21 protein-coding genes and 1 riboswitch are annotated in these 18,230 nt (G+C 49.4%); of the genes, 4 read left to right on the plus strand and 17 right to left on the minus strand.

Annotation, left to right across the window (positions count from 1 at the left end; translation table 11 throughout):
* Nucleotides 1–43: 43 nt before the first annotated feature.
* The 3 genes from metK (at nucleotide 44) to metF (ending at nucleotide 4,075) form a co-directional block, all read left to right on the plus strand.
* Complete coding sequence (gene metK / locus ACN0R8_RS14855; RefSeq protein ID WP_417598803.1) at nucleotides 44–1,234, plus strand: methionine adenosyltransferase; 1,191 nt, start codon at nucleotides 44–46, stop codon at nucleotides 1,232–1,234.
* A 199-nt stretch (nucleotides 1,235–1,433) separates the two neighbouring features.
* A riboswitch (S-adenosyl-L-homocysteine riboswitch) is annotated at nucleotides 1,434–1,515 on the plus strand.
* Between the two features lie 3 nt (nucleotides 1,516–1,518).
* Complete coding sequence (gene ahcY, locus ACN0R8_RS14860) at nucleotides 1,519–2,925, plus strand: adenosylhomocysteinase (RefSeq protein WP_417598805.1); 1,407 nt, start codon at nucleotides 1,519–1,521, stop codon at nucleotides 2,923–2,925.
* 316 nt (nucleotides 2,926–3,241) lie between these two features.
* Nucleotides 3,242–4,075: a methylenetetrahydrofolate reductase [NAD(P)H] gene (metF, locus tag ACN0R8_RS14865; RefSeq protein WP_417598807.1), complete on the plus strand. Its 834-nt coding sequence runs from the start codon at nucleotides 3,242–3,244 to the stop codon at nucleotides 4,073–4,075.
* Nucleotides 4,076–4,165: 90 nt separating this feature from the next.
* On the opposite strand, the gene ACN0R8_RS14870 is transcribed toward metF, so the two are convergent.
* From ACN0R8_RS14870 to ACN0R8_RS14885, 4 genes are all read right to left on the minus strand, one after another.
* Nucleotides 4,166–4,948 (minus strand): lysophospholipid acyltransferase family protein, encoded by a 783-nt coding sequence (locus tag ACN0R8_RS14870; RefSeq protein ID WP_417598809.1) that lies wholly within the window; start codon nucleotides 4,946–4,948, stop codon nucleotides 4,166–4,168.
* Nucleotides 4,945–5,889 (minus strand): SDR family oxidoreductase, encoded by a 945-nt coding sequence (locus tag ACN0R8_RS14875; protein WP_417598811.1) that lies wholly within the window; start codon nucleotides 5,887–5,889, stop codon nucleotides 4,945–4,947. Before ACN0R8_RS14875 ends, ACN0R8_RS14870 begins: the two co-directional genes overlap by 4 nt.
* A gap of 107 nt (nucleotides 5,890–5,996) precedes the next feature.
* Complete coding sequence (gene ssb, locus ACN0R8_RS14880) at nucleotides 5,997–6,728, minus strand: single-stranded DNA-binding protein (RefSeq protein WP_417598812.1); 732 nt, start codon at nucleotides 6,726–6,728, stop codon at nucleotides 5,997–5,999.
* A 34-nt stretch (nucleotides 6,729–6,762) separates the two neighbouring features.
* Nucleotides 6,763–8,127: an MFS transporter gene (locus ACN0R8_RS14885; protein WP_417598814.1), complete on the minus strand. Its 1,365-nt coding sequence runs from the start codon at nucleotides 8,125–8,127 to the stop codon at nucleotides 6,763–6,765.
* 240 nt (nucleotides 8,128–8,367) lie between these two features.
* Here ACN0R8_RS14885 and uvrA point away from each other — a divergent pair, with 240 nt between their 5' ends.
* A complete protein-coding gene (gene uvrA, locus ACN0R8_RS14890) occupies nucleotides 8,368–11,196 on the plus strand; it encodes an excinuclease ABC subunit UvrA (RefSeq protein ID WP_417598816.1) in 2,829 nt (942 codons plus the stop codon).
* Between the two features lie 139 nt (nucleotides 11,197–11,335).
* Here uvrA and rplQ read toward each other — a convergent pair whose 3' ends face one another.
* The 13 genes from rplQ to rpsH form a co-directional block, all read right to left on the minus strand.
* On the minus strand, nucleotides 11,336–11,713 hold the full coding sequence (gene rplQ / locus ACN0R8_RS14895; protein WP_078320650.1) for a 50S ribosomal protein L17: 378 nt from the start codon (nucleotides 11,711–11,713) through the stop codon (nucleotides 11,336–11,338).
* Nucleotides 11,714–11,746: 33 nt separating this feature from the next.
* Nucleotides 11,747–12,748 carry a DNA-directed RNA polymerase subunit alpha gene (locus tag ACN0R8_RS14900; RefSeq protein WP_078320649.1) on the minus strand — a complete coding sequence of 334 codons (1,002 nt, stop codon included), beginning with the start codon at nucleotides 12,746–12,748 and terminating at the stop codon, nucleotides 11,747–11,749.
* Nucleotides 12,749–12,788: 40 nt separating this feature from the next.
* Entirely contained in the window at nucleotides 12,789–13,409 is a 621-nt protein-coding gene (rpsD, locus tag ACN0R8_RS14905) for a 30S ribosomal protein S4 (protein ID WP_078320648.1), read from the minus strand.
* 13 nt (nucleotides 13,410–13,422) lie between these two features.
* A complete protein-coding gene (rpsK, locus tag ACN0R8_RS14910) occupies nucleotides 13,423–13,809 on the minus strand; it encodes a 30S ribosomal protein S11 (RefSeq protein ID WP_028301439.1) in 387 nt (128 codons plus the stop codon).
* 32 nt (nucleotides 13,810–13,841) lie between these two features.
* A complete protein-coding gene (gene rpsM, locus ACN0R8_RS14915) occupies nucleotides 13,842–14,198 on the minus strand; it encodes a 30S ribosomal protein S13 (protein ID WP_078320647.1) in 357 nt (118 codons plus the stop codon).
* A 122-nt stretch (nucleotides 14,199–14,320) separates the two neighbouring features.
* Nucleotides 14,321–14,434 carry a 50S ribosomal protein L36 gene (rpmJ, locus tag ACN0R8_RS14920; protein WP_028304221.1) on the minus strand — a complete coding sequence of 38 codons (114 nt, stop codon included), beginning with the start codon at nucleotides 14,432–14,434 and terminating at the stop codon, nucleotides 14,321–14,323.
* A 22-nt stretch (nucleotides 14,435–14,456) separates the two neighbouring features.
* Nucleotides 14,457–15,788 carry a preprotein translocase subunit SecY gene (gene secY / locus ACN0R8_RS14925; RefSeq protein WP_078320646.1) on the minus strand — a complete coding sequence of 444 codons (1,332 nt, stop codon included), beginning with the start codon at nucleotides 15,786–15,788 and terminating at the stop codon, nucleotides 14,457–14,459.
* Entirely contained in the window at nucleotides 15,788–16,222 is a 435-nt protein-coding gene (gene rplO / locus ACN0R8_RS14930; protein WP_078320645.1) for a 50S ribosomal protein L15, read from the minus strand. The genes secY and rplO overlap by 1 nt, the downstream gene beginning before the upstream one ends.
* 2 nt (nucleotides 16,223–16,224) lie before the next feature.
* Nucleotides 16,225–16,407, minus strand: coding sequence for a 50S ribosomal protein L30 (gene rpmD / locus ACN0R8_RS14935; protein WP_036591057.1), 183 nt, complete (start codon nucleotides 16,405–16,407; stop codon nucleotides 16,225–16,227).
* 2 nt (nucleotides 16,408–16,409) lie between these two features.
* Nucleotides 16,410–16,910, minus strand: coding sequence for a 30S ribosomal protein S5 (gene rpsE, locus ACN0R8_RS14940; protein WP_078320644.1), 501 nt, complete (start codon nucleotides 16,908–16,910; stop codon nucleotides 16,410–16,412).
* Nucleotides 16,911–16,921: 11 nt separating this feature from the next.
* Nucleotides 16,922–17,272: a 50S ribosomal protein L18 gene (rplR, locus tag ACN0R8_RS14945; protein ID WP_078320643.1), complete on the minus strand. Its 351-nt coding sequence runs from the start codon at nucleotides 17,270–17,272 to the stop codon at nucleotides 16,922–16,924.
* A gap of 9 nt (nucleotides 17,273–17,281) precedes the next feature.
* Complete coding sequence (gene rplF, locus ACN0R8_RS14950; protein ID WP_078320642.1) at nucleotides 17,282–17,812, minus strand: 50S ribosomal protein L6; 531 nt, start codon at nucleotides 17,810–17,812, stop codon at nucleotides 17,282–17,284.
* A gap of 9 nt (nucleotides 17,813–17,821) precedes the next feature.
* Nucleotides 17,822–18,214: a 30S ribosomal protein S8 gene (gene rpsH / locus ACN0R8_RS14955; protein WP_078320641.1), complete on the minus strand. Its 393-nt coding sequence runs from the start codon at nucleotides 18,212–18,214 to the stop codon at nucleotides 17,822–17,824.
* Nucleotides 18,215–18,230: the final 16 nt, after the last annotated feature.

The raw sequence follows: 18,230 nt of genomic DNA on the forward strand, positions 1-18,230 counted from the left end.
CTAATTCCTTATTCTTAACTCCTTTGAGGGTAATAAGAGAATCATGAGCGAATACTCTTTATTTACGTCTGAATCTGTATCTGAAGGCCATCCGGATAAAATCGCTGACCAGATTTCTGATGCCGTGTTAGATGCCATTCTGGCGGAAGATAAGTACGCCCGTGTTGCCTGTGAAACCATGGTGAAAACTGGTGTTGCCATTGTTTCTGGTGAAATTTCTACATCCGCTTGGATCGACCTGGAAGATCTGGTTCGTGGCGTTATTAACGACATTGGCTATACCTCTTCTGATGTAGGCTTTGATGGCAGCACCTGCGGTATCATCAACCTGATTGGTAAGCAATCTGTGGATATTGCACAGGGTGTGGATCGTCAGAAACCTGAAGATCAGGGCGCTGGTGACCAGGGGCTGATGTTCGGCTATGCGTCTAACGAAACAGACGTACTGATGCCAGCACCTGTGACCTTTGCTCACCGCTTGGTAGAGCGTCAGGCAGAGGCCCGTAAGAGCGGCCAACTGGGCTGGTTGCGTCCGGATGCAAAGTCTCAGGTCACCTGCCGTTATGAAAACGGTAAAGTGTCTGCGATTGACGCAATTGTTCTTTCAACACAGCACAACCCGGAAGTCTCTCAGAAAGATCTGCGCGAAGCCGTTATGGAGCTGATCGTTAAGCAGGAGATTCCTGCTGAGCTACTGACCAAAGACACTCAGTTCCACATCAACCCAACCGGCAACTTTGTTATCGGTGGCCCTGTAGGCGACTGCGGCCTGACTGGTCGTAAGATCATCGTGGACACCTACGGTGGTATGGCGCGTCACGGTGGTGGTGCTTTCTCCGGTAAAGATCCATCCAAGGTTGACCGTTCTGCCGCTTACGCGGGCCGTTATGTGGCGAAGAATATCGTTGCTGCCGGTCTGGCTGACCGCTGTGAGATTCAGGTGTCCTACGCGATTGGTGTTGCTGAGCCAACATCTGTGTCTATCAACACCTTCGGCACCGGCAAAGTATCTGAGGCAGCGATTATTAAGCTGGTTCGTGAGCACTTTGATCTGCGCCCGTTTGCGATCACCCGTATGCTGGATCTGCTGCACCCGATGTATCGTATGACAGCCGCTTATGGCCACTTTGGTCGTAACCCATTTGAGATGACGGTAGGTGATGACACCTTTACTGCCTTCCCATGGGAGAAGACCGACAAGGCAGATGATCTGCGTACGGCTGCTGGTCTGTAAAAATGCTTGTCTGGCCTGCTCTGTTTAACAAGCTGGCCCGTACAAACCTTTGCCCGATCACTCTTATGTCATTGGGCTGCCAAAGCAGGAGCTTGCTCCTGCTTTGCTACATCTGAATTTTGGTCTGTTGGTTCACTGTTTTTGACACAGTTTTCTGACAGATGGTCGCTTCTGGCAATTCCGGCGGCGACACACACACGATACTGAGGGGCGCTGCAACGGAGCCTTCTCCGCTACGCTCAGTCTCGTGCCAACTTTAATTGCAAGGGCGCCCATTCATCCGAATGGAGAAACCTATGAGCTTCACTGACTATAAAGTCGCTGATATCACTCTTGCTGACTATGGCCGTAACGAGATCCGCATCGCAGAGTCTGAAATGCCTGCGCTGATGGCGATCCGTGAAAAGTACCGTGCAGAACAACCACTGGCGGATGCAAAAATCATCGGCTGTATTCACATGACCATTCAGACTGCGGTTCTGATCGAAACACTGGTCGCACTGGGTGCTGAAGTTCGCTGGTCTTCTTGCAACATCTTCTCCACGCAGGATCACGCGGCCTCTGCTATCGCGGCACAAGAGATTCCTGTATTTGCTTGGAAAGGTGAGACCGAAGACGAGTACGTTTGGTGTCTGGAACAAACCATCAATAAAGATGGCAGCCCTTGGGATGCAAACATCCTGTTGGACGACGGTGGTGATCTGACCGCTCTGATCCACGAAAAATACCCGACCATGTTGGACAGCATCCATGGTGTTTCTGAAGAAACCACTACAGGTGTTCATCGCCTGATCGAAATGATGCACAAAGGCACCCTGAAGGTCCCTGCAATCAACGTAAACGATGCCGTAACCAAGTCGAAAAACGACAACAAGTACGGCTGCCGTCACTCGCTGAACGACGCCATCAAGCGTGGTACCGATCACCTGTTATCAGGCAAGAAAGCCTTGGTTGTTGGCTATGGCGATGTTGGTAAAGGTTCTGCCGCGTCCCTGCGTCAGGAAGGCATGATCGTTTCCGTAACTGAAGTTGATCCTATCTGTGCAATGCAGGCCTGCATGGACGGTTTCGAAGTGGTTTCTCCGTTTATCAATGGCAAGTTTGACGGTACGGATGCATCTATCAATGCACCTCTGCTACAGAAAACTGACCTGATCGTTACCACAACCGGTAACTACAACGTTTGTAATGCCAACATGCTGAAAGCCCTGAAAAAAGGCGCAGTGGTATGTAACATCGGTCACTTCGACAACGAGATCGATACCGCGTACATGCGTGAAAACTGGGCTTGGGATGAAGTTAAACCTCAAGTACACCGTGTCTTCCGCGATGCAAAACCAGGTAGCGACATCAACTTAGACAGCGATGACTATCTGATTCTGCTATCTGAAGGTCGTCTGGTGAACCTGGGTAATGCTACCGGTCACCCGTCACGTATTATGGATGGTTCTTTCGCCAACCAGGTGCTGGCTCAGATCCATCTGTACAAAGCCGGTTTCGCTAACCTGTCTTCAGATGAGAAAGCCGCCAACATTACCGTTGAAGTGCTGCCGAAACAGCTGGACGAAGAAGTTGCCCGTTACATGGTTGAAGGCTTCAGCGGTGTGATTACCCAACTGTCTGAAGAGCAGGCTGGCTACATCGGTGTACCGGTTGAAGGCCCGTTCAAGCCTGAAAGCTATAAATACTAAAGCTATAAGTACTAATGCCCAGGAAAGATCATCAGCCCTGATGATCTGATCGGGTTCGTACTATCAGCCCCGCGGTTTTTATCCTCTACAGATAAATCTTCGGGGCTTTTTTATACCTGCTTTAACCACCAGCCAGGCTAGAGTTCCTTCCCTAAAACAGAGGTTAAGGCTTCTTTTAAGTAATTAGTTTTTAACAGTTTTCCTTTTCTATGAGTTTTACTCATAAAGATAGAAAAAACTTTCACTGGCACAGCCGCCGTAAACTCTGTAAAAAGTAATAAGAAATAAAGCAAACAAACTTTTTTGGAATATAGCCATGAGTCAGCCCGTCGATATCAGTTTTGAATTTTTCCCACCTAAAACCCCACAAGGCCAGGAAAAGCTGCGTGTTGTTCGGGATGAACTGGCGGCTATGAACCCTGCATTTTTCTCCGTCACATACGGTGCAGGTGGCTCTACTCAAGAACGTACCATCAAAACAGTACAGGAGATGCGCGAAGCTGGTATCAATACCGCTCCGCACCTATCCTGCGTTGGCAGCAGTACCGAAAGCCTGCGCGAGTTGTTGAACTTCTATATTGAAAAAGGTATCGACCGTATTGTTGCCCTTCGGGGTGACCTACCATCCGGCATGGGCTCCCCCGGCGAGCTGCGTTACGCCAATGAGCTGGTGGAGTTTATCCGTAAAGAAACAGGTGACCATTTTCATTTGGAAGTCGCAGCATATCCCGAGACGCACCCACAGGCAGCTAACTTTGAAGCCGATCTGCTGAACTTTAAAAAGAAAGTAGATGCGGGTGCCAACAGTGCGATTACTCAATATTTCTTTAATGCTGACAGCTACTTCTATTATGTAGAGCGCTGCCAGAAGCTGGGCATCGAGATCCCGATTATTCCGGGTATTATGCCGATCACGAACTACAGCAGTCTGGCTCGCTTTAGTGATGCCTGCGGCGCAGAAATCCCACGCTGGGTACGTAAGCAGCTTGAGTCTTATGGTGATGACAGCGCCAGCATTCGCAAGTTTGGCGAAGAGGTGATTACAAAAATGTGCGAGCAGTTAATCGCCGGTGGTGCGCCAAGCCTGCACTTCTACAGCATGAATCAGACTGAACCCAATCGCGCAATCTGTAAAAACCTTGGGCTTTAAGATTTTTTAGCCTATCTCTCATTTATTGTTGTTTGTCGCAATATTGGCCGATCTGCAGGTGCATACTTGCAGATCGGTTTTTTATTCCTGCTAAGATGGTGTTTTCGACCCGTCTGAAGATGGAGCGATAACAGCCTCCTCTCTTACCGGGATTGGTAGCTCTGAGACCCGGTCAACCTGACTCTCCAACCATTGCGTCACTTCGGCGTGGACATCGTTCACATGACGGCCTTCAGTCTGTATCAGAGGCCCAAATACAACCCGAATCGTTCCTGACTTTTTCTGCAGTGGGCTGGATGTCCAGTGTTCGCCACCATTATGCGCCACAGGCAAAATCGGAACCCCCGAGTTAGTCGCCAGCATGGCACCACCTTTTTTGTGATTTCCACGGGTACCTGGCTGAGTTCGGGTACCTTCAGGAAAAACTAAAACCGACATCCCTTCTGCCAAACGCGCTTTACCCTGCTTTAGCACCTGCTTCATAGCTGCAGCAGGCTTGCCACGGTCAACCGCAATAGGCTTCAGAGCCTTCAGTCCCCAACCAAAAAAAGGTATTTTCAGCAACTCACGCTTAAGTACTGTACTCATAGGCTGCGCCACCAGTTGCAGATATATGGTCTCCCATTCGGACTGATGGTTGCTCAGAATCACCATAGGCTGGTCTTCAGGCAGATTTTCCTGACCTTCAACCTGAATTCGGATGCCGCAGGTAATACGCAGCCATAACAACACAAACCAATTAAAGCGGGTAATCATCCATGCCTTCGTTTTAAAGGGCAGAAAAAAACTGAGTGGCGTAGAGACGCAACTGGTAAAAATCAGAGCAAAAATATAACCCAGATAGAAAATAATGGCTCTTATGGCCGTAATCATGCGGAAGGTTCCTCATTCTCATCAGCTGCAACCTGTTGGTCTGCCTGGGCCTGATCTGCAATTTTCTCAATCGCTTCAACCAGAGCAGGGCGCCAGCTACGCTGTTTGATACCGTAATGATCCATAATCTTCTGACAGTTCATCTCACGATGCAGAGCTTGTCTGCCTGCCAGGCCCATCGCCGCTGCCGAGACTCCCCGCACCATCTCAGCGCCGGTCAGCAACTCACGCTCCTGAGCCAGCTCGATAACCTGCTCAGCAAAGTTTGCACGGCTAATCGGCTCAACACCGGCATAATGGTAGGTTCCCCAGCAATCTGCTCCGGCATCCAATTGCTGAATGATGGCGACGATAACCCGGCTCGCATCACTAATGGCAGTGGGTGATAAGCTGATATCTGCCGCTTCCTGGAGATCCTGAGGCTTCTGAGCCTCCGCCAGAATAGTCTGAAGCCAACCTTCAGAAGAGGTTCCATCATGGAGCTCACCGTCAAAAAGCACGCCAAGACGTAAAATAATATGACGCTTAAGCAGCTGACGTACCGCCTCCTCACCCTGCCATTTAGTTTCGCCATAGGTGTTTAGCGGGTGTACCGTATCTTTCTCCTGAAACGCGCCATTGCGCACATCACCAATCACTTCATCAGAGGAGATATGGATCAGCGCAGCGCCCAGATCAAGGCTAATATGAGCCAAATGATCCGGCAAAATTGCATTCAGTTGCCAGGCAAGATCGGGGGACTGCTCAATCTTGCTCAGATCATCAAACTGGAGTGTATTGACTATAAAATCAGGGGACGCCGCAGTCAGTTGACGTTGCAGCTCGGCCACATCACCCGTATCCCCCTGAAAAACATTGCAATGTAATCCACAAATACCCTGGGCATAGCTGAGAAAGCCCTTGGCCAGGCTGGACTCACTCTCGGTTAAAAAGATATGCATTGTTCTCTGCCGCTCCCATGGCCGCTCATATTCAGGTAAAGGCACGAATAAAACGTTGATAGCCCAAACGCGCCTTTGCTTTCAGATTATCCTGAAGACGATCAAAACTAGAATGGAATATCGTCGTCAAAATCATCGAAACTCTGAGCTGGGGCACTGGCAGGTGAACCGAAGTTACCACCTTGTGGCTGCTGAGGAGCTTGTTGTGGTGCCGGAGCAGATTGCTGCTGTGGTGCTGGGCGTTGAGCCTGTTGCTGCGGAGCTGGCTGCTGTGGTGCAGCTTGTTGCGGTGCAGCCTGACTATAATCAGGTTGCTGATACGGTGCCGCAGATTGCTGCGGTGCCTGCTGCTGAAAATTATTCTGCGGTGGCTGCCCCATTGGCTGAGCAGCAGGGTTATTGCCATACCCGCCCGGATTGCCGCCCATTGCGCCTTGGTTCGAGGCACCCGACATATTTGAGCCGCCATTATTGTAACCACTGTTGTCACCACGACCATCCAGCATCTGCATCTGGCCGCTGAATCCGTCAACAACAACCTCAGTGGTGTACTTATCATTACCATTCTGGTCCTGCCACTTACGCGTCTGCAGTTTGCCTTCAACGTATAGCTTGGAACCCTTCTTGACATACTGACTGACAATATCCGCCAACTTGCCGAAAAAGACAACACGGTGCCATTCCGTTTTTTCCTGGCGCTGACCACTGTTTTTATCCATCCAGCTTTCACTGGTGGCCAAAGTTATATTAGCAACGGCACCGCCATTAGGAAGATAACGCACCTCAGGGTCCTGCCCGAGATTACCGACCAGAATAACTTTATTGATACCACGGGACATAATTTACTCCAAAAATTCTGTATTCAGAATGATATCAGGCGATAGCAGCAGCCAGGGCCTGATCATCAAATTGAGCTTTATCGATTTTCATATAGGCTGCTTTTTCATCTTCGATGACAACAACCTCCTCTACGCCTGGTAAAGCCAATAGACGTTTCACAAAACCATCTGCATCATCCGACCAGTGCTCAGGCAGAGATACTGCCTTGCTCGTCAGATGTTTTGGTGTTGCCATGGGAAGTACAACCACAGCCCATATAAGTGCTAAAACACCACAAACTATTAATACCGCATCAATGCCCCATGCACCATAGAGCCAGCCGCCAGCGGCACCGCCCACAAAAGCCCCCATAAACTGACTGCTCGAATAAACACCCATGGCAGCACCTTTCTGACCTGCTGGGGAAATTTTACTGACCAGAGAGGGAAGGCTGGCCTCTAGCAAATTGAACGCCATAAAATAAATAAACAGAAATACAAAAAGAGCATTGCGGCTTTCTGCTGTCAGGCTGCCCATCATTAGCTGAGAAATGGCTACCAGGATAATCGCAAAAATAAAAATCGGTTTCATTTTGCGCTTCTTTTCAGCCACGATAATAAAAGGAATCATGGCCAAAAAAGACAGGATCATAATCGGCAAGTAGACCATCCAGTGATGCTGAGCCAGTAACTCCAGCTCTAACATACGAAGTGGGATCACGACAAAAGTTGCGGTCATTATCAGGTGCAGAATAAAAATGCCAAAATCCAAGCGTAAGAGCTCAGGATGCTTCAGAATTTTTTTCAGTTGGCCTTTCTGGACACCCGTATCCCGATGCTGATCATAACGCTGAGGTGTTGGCACCCACTTCCAGATAACCGCAAGTCCCATGCTCGCCAGAACTGCGGTAAACCAAAAGAGCCCCTCCAGACCAAACGGTTGCGAGATAATAGGGCCAAGAACAAGCGCAACAGAGAACGAAATACCGATACTGATTCCCACAACAGCCATCGCTCTCATCCGCATCTGTTCACGGGTCAAATCAGACAACAAAGCCATCACACTGCTGGCAATCGCCCCGCTACCCTGCAGGCAACGGCCAATAATAACGCCATAGATTGACTCTGACATTGCAGCGACAACACTGCCGGCAATAAATAATAGCAAGCCAAAAACAATCACGGTCTTTCGCCCAATCTTATCGGACAAAAAACCAAATGGGATCTGCAGAAGAGCCTGTGTCAGTCCATAGCCACCGATAGCCATACCAATCAGCGCTGGAGTAGCACCTTCCAGATCTGAGCTATAGATTGAGAGAACCGGGAGCACCATAAACAAACCCAGCATACGCAATACATATAAGCCCGCCAGGCCGGTAACCGCCCGTCGTTCACCGGTTGTCATTGCCTCAATACTCATCCGGCTCATATACCCCATTATGCACAATAGAAAGTACTGGCGCCTGCCTGGCACCCGCTTTGAATAGCCGAACATTTTACTCCTGATAAGGGGGGTATTACCACCTCGATAAAATTCATAGGACGGTTTTACTCATGCCCTGTTCTAACATCCGGTGTCTCTCTATAATGCTTAGCCCTACAACATTGGTGCACCTCCATTTCATCAATGCCATCTGATTTAAGTTACAGCGGAAGGTCCATGGATAAGATACTGGTTCGCGGCGCACGTACTCATAACCTGAAAGACGTCAATATAGAAATCCCAAGAGACAAATTAGTGGTGATCACCGGGTTATCCGGTTCAGGTAAATCATCTCTTGCCTTTGATACGCTCTATGCAGAAGGCCAACGCCGCTACGTTGAGTCGCTTTCCACATACGCCCGCCAGTTCCTCTCTATGATGGAGAAGCCGGATGTTGATCATATTGAGGGGCTGTCTCCAGCCATCTCTATTGAACAAAAATCAACATCCCACAACCCTCGCTCAACAGTGGGAACCATCACAGAGATCTATGATTACCTGCGTCTTTTATTCGCCCGCGCCGGCACGCCGCATTGCCCAACACATAATCTGGCACTCGAAGCTCAGGAAGTCAGCCAGATGGTGGACCATGTACTGGCTCTGCCTGAGGGCAGTAAACTGATGCTGCTGGCCCCAGTTGTTCGCGCCCGCAAAGGTGAGCACCTTAATCTTCTGAGTGAGCTAAAAAGCCAGGGTTTTGTCCGTATTCGCATCGATGGCCAAGTTTATGAGCTGGACGATGCACCTACGCTTGATAAAAACAAGAAGCACACATTGGAAGTCGTGGTTGACCGGATCAAAGTACGCCCGGATCAGCAGCAACGCCTGGCCGAGTCTTTCGAGACGGCACTTCAGCTGGCAGACGGGCTGGCCATTATCAATTTCATGGATGGTGAGCATAAAGACATTAGCTTTTCATCCAAATTTGCCTGCCCGGAATGCGGTTATGCGATTCAGGATCTGGAGCCAAAACTCTTCTCTTTTAATAATCCGGCCGGGGCTTGCCCCACCTGTGATGGTTTAGGGACACACCAGTTCTTTAATCAGGACAAACTGATTACAAACCCAGAACTCAGCCTAGCAGAAGGTGTCATTCGGGGATGGGATCGCGGCAGCGTTTATTACTTTTCAATGCTGTCTTCGGTTGCCAAACAGTTTGGCTTCAAACTGGAAACGCCCTGGAAAGATCTCTCTTCAGAGCATCAGGAACAGGTATTACAGGGAACTGGCAGCACTAAGGTAGAGTTTATCTATATCAATGATCGCGGCGACAAGGTGACACGGTCACACCCTTTTGAAGGTGTCATACCGAATATGGAACGTCGCTACCGGGAAACAGAGTCACAGATGGTGAGGGAAGAGCTTGCCAAATATCTCAGTATTCAGCCCTGCCCGTCCTGCCACGGAGCCCGACTCCGGGAAGAGGCAAGATACGTGAGCATTGCAGACAGACATATTCAGGATGTTGTTCGTCTGCCTATTGGCGAAGCGTATAACTACTATGGTGAGCTGGCACTGGAAGGCCGAAAAGGTGAGATTGCCGACAAAATTCTGTCTGAAATACGACAGCGCCTACAGTTCCTCGTGAATGTCGGCCTTGATTATCTGACACTGGAACGAAGTGCCGACACTCTTTCCGGTGGAGAAGCTCAAAGAATTCGTTTGGCAAGTCAGATAGGGGCTGGCCTTGTTGGCGTGATGTATATTCTGGATGAGCCATCCATCGGATTACACCAGCGTGACAATGAACGCCTTATCAAAACTCTGACCCACCTTCGGGATTTGGGCAATACCGTGATTGTGGTTGAGCATGATGAAGATGCGATCCGTAGTGCTGATTACCTGCTGGATATTGGCCCAGGCGCCGGCGTACATGGCGGACAGGTTATTGCCGCCGGAACGCCGGAAGAGGTTATCGCTAACCCTAAATCCGTCACCGGCCAGTATCTTAGCGGTCAAAAAGAGATCGCAGTGCCCAAAACCCGCATTCCTGCACACCCAGAACAGCAATTAAAACTTAAAGGCGCCAATGGCAATAACCTACAAGCCGTCGATCTGACCATTTCAGCCGGGCTTTTAACCTGCATTACAGGTGTATCCGGCTCAGGTAAATCCACACTGATCAATGGAACCCTGTACCCGATTCTGGCCCGAGAACTCAACCGGAATACAACATTAAACCCGGCCGAGTATGACAGCGTCGAAGGTCTGGAACTTTTCGACAAGGTCATCGATATCGACCAAAGCCCCATTGGTCGGACGCCTCGTTCAAACCCAGCTACCTATACCGGGCTGTTTACACCCATTCGTGAACTGTTTGCAGGCACACAGGAAGCCAGATCACGGGGCTACAAGCCGGGCCGCTTTAGCTTTAATGTAAAAGGAGGCCGCTGCGAAGCCTGTCAGGGTGATGGTCTAATTAAAGTTGAAATGCACTTTCTGCCGGATGTCTATGTACCTTGTGACGTCTGCCACGGTAAGCGTTACAACCGAGAAACACTGGAGGTCCGCTATAAAGGTAAGACCATCCATGAAGTACTCGATATGACCATGGAAGATGCCCTTGAGTTCTTCAGCGCAGTCCCGGCTCTGGCCCGTAAACTACAAACACTGATCGATGTCGGGCTCTCCTATATCCGTTTGGGTCAAAGTGCAACGACATTATCGGGAGGTGAGGCACAGCGGGTTAAACTGGCGAAAGAGCTTTCTAAACGGGATACAGGTCAGACCATCTATATTCTTGATGAGCCGACTACAGGTCTTCACTTTGCTGATATCCAACAGCTCTTAACCGTGCTTCAGAGGCTGAGGGATCACGGTAATACACTAGTGGTTATTGAGCATAATCTGGACGTCATTAAGACCGCAGACTGGTTGATCGACCTTGGCCCTGAAGGCGGGAGTGGTGGTGGCCAAATTATCGCAGAAGGCACGCCGGAGCAACTCGCAAAAGAGGAACACTCCCATACCGGGCACTTCCTGGCTCCATTGCTGCGGAAAAAATAATACTGAGATCGACAAGAAGCCTACCTTGCAAGAGCCGCACTAAGATGCGGCTTTTTTTGCCGCTAAAGTAACAAGTAAATCATTAATTTCAGACATAAAAAAACCGGCCCTTAGGCCGGTTTTGGGAAGAGAGTAAAACTTACTCTTCTTCAGCTGCTACTGGACGATCAACCAGTTCAACGTACGCCATAGGCGCGTTGTCGCCAGCACGGAAGCCGCATTTCAGAATGCGAACATAACCGCCAGGACGATTCTGGTAACGAGGACCCAGATCAGTAAACAGCTTGCCTACAGCTGCATCAGAACGAGTACGTGCAAATGCCAGACGGCGGTTTGCAACAGAATCGTTCTTTGCCAAAGTGATCAGTGGCTCAATGTGGCCACGCAGTTCTTTAGCTTTAGGCAGTGTAGTTTTAATCAGTTCATGTTCAACCAGAGAAACAACCATGTTCTTGAACATAGCCTTACGGTGTGAACTATTACGATTAAATTTACGACCACTCTTACGATGACGCATTTTTCAGTTCCTTACCAAACCGTGATGACTGAATCAGGCAGAAGCCTTATCGTCACCCTTCAAACTTGCTGGCGGCCAGTTTTCCAACCGCATGCCCAGAGACAAACCACGAGACGCCAGAACGTCCTTGATTTCAGTCAGAGACTTCTTACCAAGGTTAGGGGTCTTAAGCAGTTCTACTTCAGTGCGCTGGATCAGGTCACCAATGTAGTAAATGTTCTCGGCTTTCAGACAGTTTGCAGAGCGAACAGTCAGTTCCAGATCATCAACCGGACGCAGAAGAATCGGATCGATTTGATCTTCCTCTTCTTCAGGTTCTTGCTCTTTGTCAGTCTCAAGATCAACAAAGGCAGCCAACTGCTCCTGAAGGATAGTCGCGGAACGACGGATAGCCTCTTCAGGATCTAAAGTGCCATCTGTTTCCAGATCGATAATCAACTTGTCGAGGTCAGTACGCTGCTCAACGCGAGCGCTTTCGACAACATAAGACACACGACGTACCGGGCTGAAGGTCGCATCCAACTGCAGACGGCCAATAGAACGGCTTTCGTCTTCAGGGGATTGGCGTGCATCAGCCGGCTCGTAACCACGACCACGCTGAATACGAAGCTGCATTTTAATTTCAGCAGCATCATTCAGGTGAGCAATCACGTGCTCTGGATTAACGATTTCAACATCATGATCCAGCTGGATATCACCAGCCGTCACTGCACCAGGACCTTTCTTATTCAGCGTCAGTACAGCTTCATCGCGGCCGTGCAACAGAATTGCAACATCTTTCAGGTTCAGAAGGATCTCAATAACATCTTCCTGAACACCTTCAACCGCACTGTACTCATGCAGAACGCCCTCAATCTCTGCTTCTACGACGGCACAACCCGGCATAGACGACAAGAGAATACGACGTAGAGCATTACCCAGAGTGTGACCATAGCCACGCTCAAATGGTTCGAGAATTACTTTCGCACGAGTAGCGCTTACTTCTTCGACCTTGATTTCGCGTGGACGTAGAAATTCTGTCACTGAACGCTGCATAGAACTACCTTTACTTAGCTGCCAGATGAATACTCAGAGATTACTTGGAGTACAGCTCAACAATCAGGGACTCGTTGATATCTGCAGATAGCTCAGTACGTTCAGGTTTAGACTTGAACGTGCCTTCCATCTTTTTGTTATCAACATCAACCCACTGTACGTCAGTACGCTGAGAAGCTAATTGCAGTGCGTTCTGAATACGCAGCTGGTTCTTTGCTTTCTCACGAACTGAAACAACATCACCTGCTTTAACTTGGTAAGAAGCGATGTTCACCGTGCGGCCATTTACCTGGATAGCCTTGTGGCTAACAAGCTGACGTGCTTCAGCGCGAGTGGAGCCAAAGCCCATACGATAAATTACGTTGTCCAGACGACTTTCCAGAAGCTGCAGCAGGTTTTCACCAGTTGCGCCCTTCAAGCGGGCTGCTTCTTTGTAGTAGTTACGGAACTGTTTTTCAAGAACGCCATACATACGACGAACTTTCTGCTTTTCACGCAGCTGCAGACCGTACTCAGACAGACGTCCACGACGCTGACCATGTTGGCCAGGAGCCGTTTCTGATTTGCACTTATTATCAAAAGCAGTTACACCACTTTTCAGAAATAAGTCTACGCCCTCACGACGTGAAAGCTTGCACTTAGGGCCAATATAACGTGCCATCTAAACCGCCTCCTTATACACGACGTTTCTTGGGTGGGCGACAACCGTTGTGCGGAATAGGTGTCACGTCAGTAATGTTGCCAACTTTGAAGCCAGCAGCGTTAAGTGCACGAACAGCAGACTCACGGCCTGGTCCTGGACCCTTAACTAAAACATCAACGTTTTTAACACCATATTCGGCTGCTGCAGTTGCAGCACGTTCACTAGCTACTTGAGCTGCGAACGGGGTACTCTTACGAGAACCACGAAAACCCGAACCACCGGCAGTTGCCCAGGAAAGGGTGTTGCCCTGGCGGTCAGTAATCGTAACGATCGTATTGTTAAAAGATGCGTGGATGTGTGCTACACCATCCACAACAGTCTTTTTAACTTTTTTACGGTTACGTGCTGGGTTAGCCATAATGTATGTTTCCTGTAAAAAGCTTCACAAAATTACTTGCGAATCGGTTTACGCGGACCTTTACGAGTACGCGCGTTAGTCTTGGTGCGCTGACCGCGAACGGGAAGGCTACGACGATGACGCAGACCACGATAGCAACCAAGGTCCATCAGACGCTTGATATTCATGCTAATTTCGCGGCGCAGATCACCTTCTACAGTGTACTTGCCTACCTCATTACGAACCTGGTCGAGAACGTCTTCAGACAATTCTGCAATCTTAGTGGTAGGCTCAACACCTACTGCAGCAAGAATGCTTTTAGCAGTGGTTCCACCAATACCATAGATATAGGTCAGCGAGATCACCGCATGCTTATTGTCGGGAATATTGACACCTGCAATACGGGCCATTCAGCTATCTCCGATATACGAGCAATCGCTCTTTCAGTTTATTGTCTACGAAGGGCGCAAAAGAATACTCCTTGATATCAGTAATATCAAGGAGTATCGCCTTTCGTAACCCAAGGTCAGGATTAGCCCTGACGTTGTTTGTGCTTAGGCTCTGTGCAGATCACACGCACAGCGCCGCGGCGACGAATGATCTTGCAGTTACGGCAGATCTTTTTTACGGATGCACGAACTTTCATCACCAACTCCAGTATTAAGGTCTTAGCGCAGCATGCCGCCGCTACCGTAACCTTTCAAGTTCGATTTTTTCATCAGGGACTCATATTGATGACTCATCAAGTGCGATTGCACCTGAGCCATAAAGTCCATGACCACGACTACAACAATCAGCAGGGAAGTACCACCGAAGTAAAACGGTACACTCCAGGCAACTACCAGGAACTGTGGCATCAAAGACACAGCGGTAATGTACAACGCACCGAACAAAGTCAGGCGGGACATTACACCATCAATATAGCGAGCTGAGTGCTCCCCGGGACGGATGCCAGGAATGAACGCACCTGATTTCTTCAGGTTGTCAGCGACATCTTTGGGGTTGAATACCAGTGCTGTATAAAAGTAGCAGAAGAATACAACACTGAGCGCAAAAAGCAAGATATACAACGGTTGACCTGGTGCTAAAGCCAAAGAGGCTTCCTGCAACCATGCCATACTTTCATTTTGTCCAAACCACTGACCGATGGAGGCAGGGAATAACAAAATACTGGAAGCGAAGATTGGCGGGATAACACCAGCCATATTCACTTTCAGCGGCAGGTGACTGGATTGAGCAGCAAAAACCTTACGGCCTTGCTGACGCTTTGCGTAATTCACAGTGATACGGCGTTGACCGCGCTCCATGAAAACGACAAATGCAACAGTCAGTACTGCCAGAACGGCAATCGCTAATAGCGCCAGGATATTGATGTTCTCCTGACGAGCCTGTTCAAATGACTGGCCAATGGCGCCTGGCAAACCAGCAACAATACCAGCGAAGATCAGAATGGAAATACCATTACCAATACCGCGCTCAGTAACCTGCTCACCAAGCCACATCAGGAATATCGCACCTGAAACCAGGGTAACAACTGCTACAAAGTAGAAGCTGAAATCCGCCGCAAAAGCGACGCCCTGACTAGCAAGACCAACTGCCATACCAATCGATTGTACCGTTGCCAACACAACTGTGCCGTAGCGGGTGTATTGATTGATTTTGCGACGGCCGGCTTCCCCTTCTTTCTTGAGTTGTTCAAGAGTCGGGGAAACCACCGTCAGCAGCTGCATGATAATCGAGGCAGAAATGTAGGGCATAATACCCAACGCCAAGATCGACATGCGTTCGAGAGCACCACCTGAGAACATATTAAACAAACTCAGGATGGTGCCTTCACTCTGCTGGAACAAAGCAGCCAGTCTCTCAGGATTGATACCAGGAACAGGAATATGTGCGCCGATGCGGTAAACCACGATGGCGATAAACACAAACCGAAGGCGAGACCAAAGCTCCGCCAAACCTTTTTGTGCACCTGCTGGTACTGATCCTGATTTAGCCATTATTCTTCGACCTTTCCGCCTGCGGCTTCAATTGCTGCTCGTGCGCCTTTTGTTACTTCCAGGCCACTTACAGTAACTGCTTTGTCAATCTCGCCAGACAAGATAACGCGAACACGTTCGATGTTATCTTTGATGATGTCAGCTTGCTTAAGAGCAGCGATATCAACCACATCTGCTTCCACTTTAGCCAGTTCGTGAAGACGAACTTCAGCTTTGAAAGCAGCCTGACGGGAAGTGAAACCAAATTTTGGCAGACGACGCTGCAGTGGCATCTGACCACCTTCAAAACCTGGCTTTACAGAACCGCCGGAACGGGATTTCTGACCTTTGTGACCACGGCCGCCAGTCTTACCCAGACCGCTACCGATGCCACGACCAACACGTTTCTTAGCTGGCTTGGAACCCGGAGCCGGGCTCAGAGTATTCAGATTCATGATTACTCTCCCTCAACACGTACAAGGTAATTAACCTTGTTGATCATACCGCGAACGGATGGTGTATCTTCCAGCTCAACTGTGTGACCGATGCGGCGCAGACCCAAACCTTTTACACAAAGCTTGTGCTTAGGCAGGATACCGATCGGACTACGGGTAAGAGTTACCTTGATTTTTGCCATGATACTTACCCCAGAATTTGCTCAACAGTCTTGCCACGCTTAGCTGCTACATCTTCAGGAGCGTTCATGTCCGCCAGACCTTTAACAGTCGCACGAACAACGTTCACTGGGTTAGTAGAGCCATAGCATTTAGCCAGAACGTTTTGTACACCAGCAAGCTCCAGTACAGCACGCATCGCACCACCAGCAATTACGCCGGTACCTTCAGATGCTGGCTGCATGTATACCTTAGAAGCACCATGACGTGCTTTTACGGGATACTGCAGCGTGTTGCCGTCAAGCTGAACTTGCACCATGTTACGGCGTGCTTGTTCCATTGCTTTTTGAATAGCAACAGGAACTTCGCGAGCTTTACCACGGCCAAAGCCAACACGGCCATTGCCATCACCAACGACAGTCAGAGCTGTAAAGCCGAAGATACGACCACCCTTAACTACCTTGGCGACGCGGTTTACCTGAACTAAACGTTCCTGTAGCTCACCGCCTTTCTGTTCAATATTCGCCATCGCTTTTACCCTTAGAATTCCAGACCGCCTTCACGGGCAGCATCTGCCAGCGCTTTTACACGACCGTGATACTTATAGCCGGAGCGATCAAATGCAACCTTAGTTACACCTGCTTCTTTTGCGCGTTCAGCAATCAGCTTGCCTACTTTGCCTGCCGCTTCAACGTTACCCGTTGCGCCATCACGCAGAGTTGCATCTACAGTAGATGCAGCAGCCATTACCTGGCCGCCGTCTGGGCTGATGATCTGAGCATAAATGTGACGCGGGGTGCGGTTCACACACAGGCGGTGTACGCCGAGCTCACGCATTTTGGCACGTGCACGACGCGCGCGACGTAAACGAGACTCTTTTTTAGCGCTCATAACCCTGCCTTACTTCTTCTTAGCTTCTTTGCGACGTACTTGCTCGTCCGCATAACGGATACCCTTACCTTTATAAGGCTCAGGTGGACGGTAAGCACGAATCTCTGCAGCAACCTGGCCCAGCATCTGCTTGTCAGCACTTTTCAGTACGATAACAGTATTACTTGGCGTCTCTGCGCTCACACCTTCAGGTAATTTATAATCTACCGGGTGTGAGAAACCTAGAGACAGGTTCAGTTCGCTGCCCTTAGCCTGAGCACGGAAACCAACACCTAAGATATTCAGTGTCTTAGTGAAACCTTCACTAGCACCAACTACCATGTTGTTGATCAAGGCACGAGCGGTACCCACCTGTGCCCATGATGCTTTATCAGACGCCGGGGCAAAGGTCAGCACGTTATCGTTTTGTTCAACTACTACGTCTGCATGCAGATCCAGCTTCAGCTCGCCCAGCTTACCTTTAACAGTAACCTGACGGCCATCCAGCTTGAATTCAACACCACTCGGCAGTTCAACAGGACTTTTTGCTACCCTGGACATTTCGATCTCCTAGAATACGGTGCAGATGACTTCGCCACCAACACCGGCTTGGCGTGCAGCGCGATCAGTCATAACACCTTTAGAGGTGGACACGATCGCTACACCCAAACCACCTTCGACCTTCGGCAAAGCTCCAGCACCTTTATACTGGCGCAGACTCGGCTTACTAACACGCTCGATTTTTTCAATAACCGGCTTGCCTTCGAAGTACTTAAGTTCAACAGTCAGAGAAGGTTTCACGTCACTGTCTACAGAATAACCTGAGATGTAACCTTCTTCCTTCAGCACACGTGCCAGCTCAACCTTCATCTTAGAAGAAGGCATGGAGACGGACTCCTTGGCTACCATTTGTGCGTTACGGATACGAGTAAACATATCCGCCAGTGTATCTTGCATGCTCATTAGGTTCGCGCTCCTA

Source organism: Oceanospirillum sp., from assembly GCF_048265165.1.
Classification (GTDB): Bacteria; Pseudomonadota; Gammaproteobacteria; order Pseudomonadales; family Halomonadaceae; genus Oceanospirillum.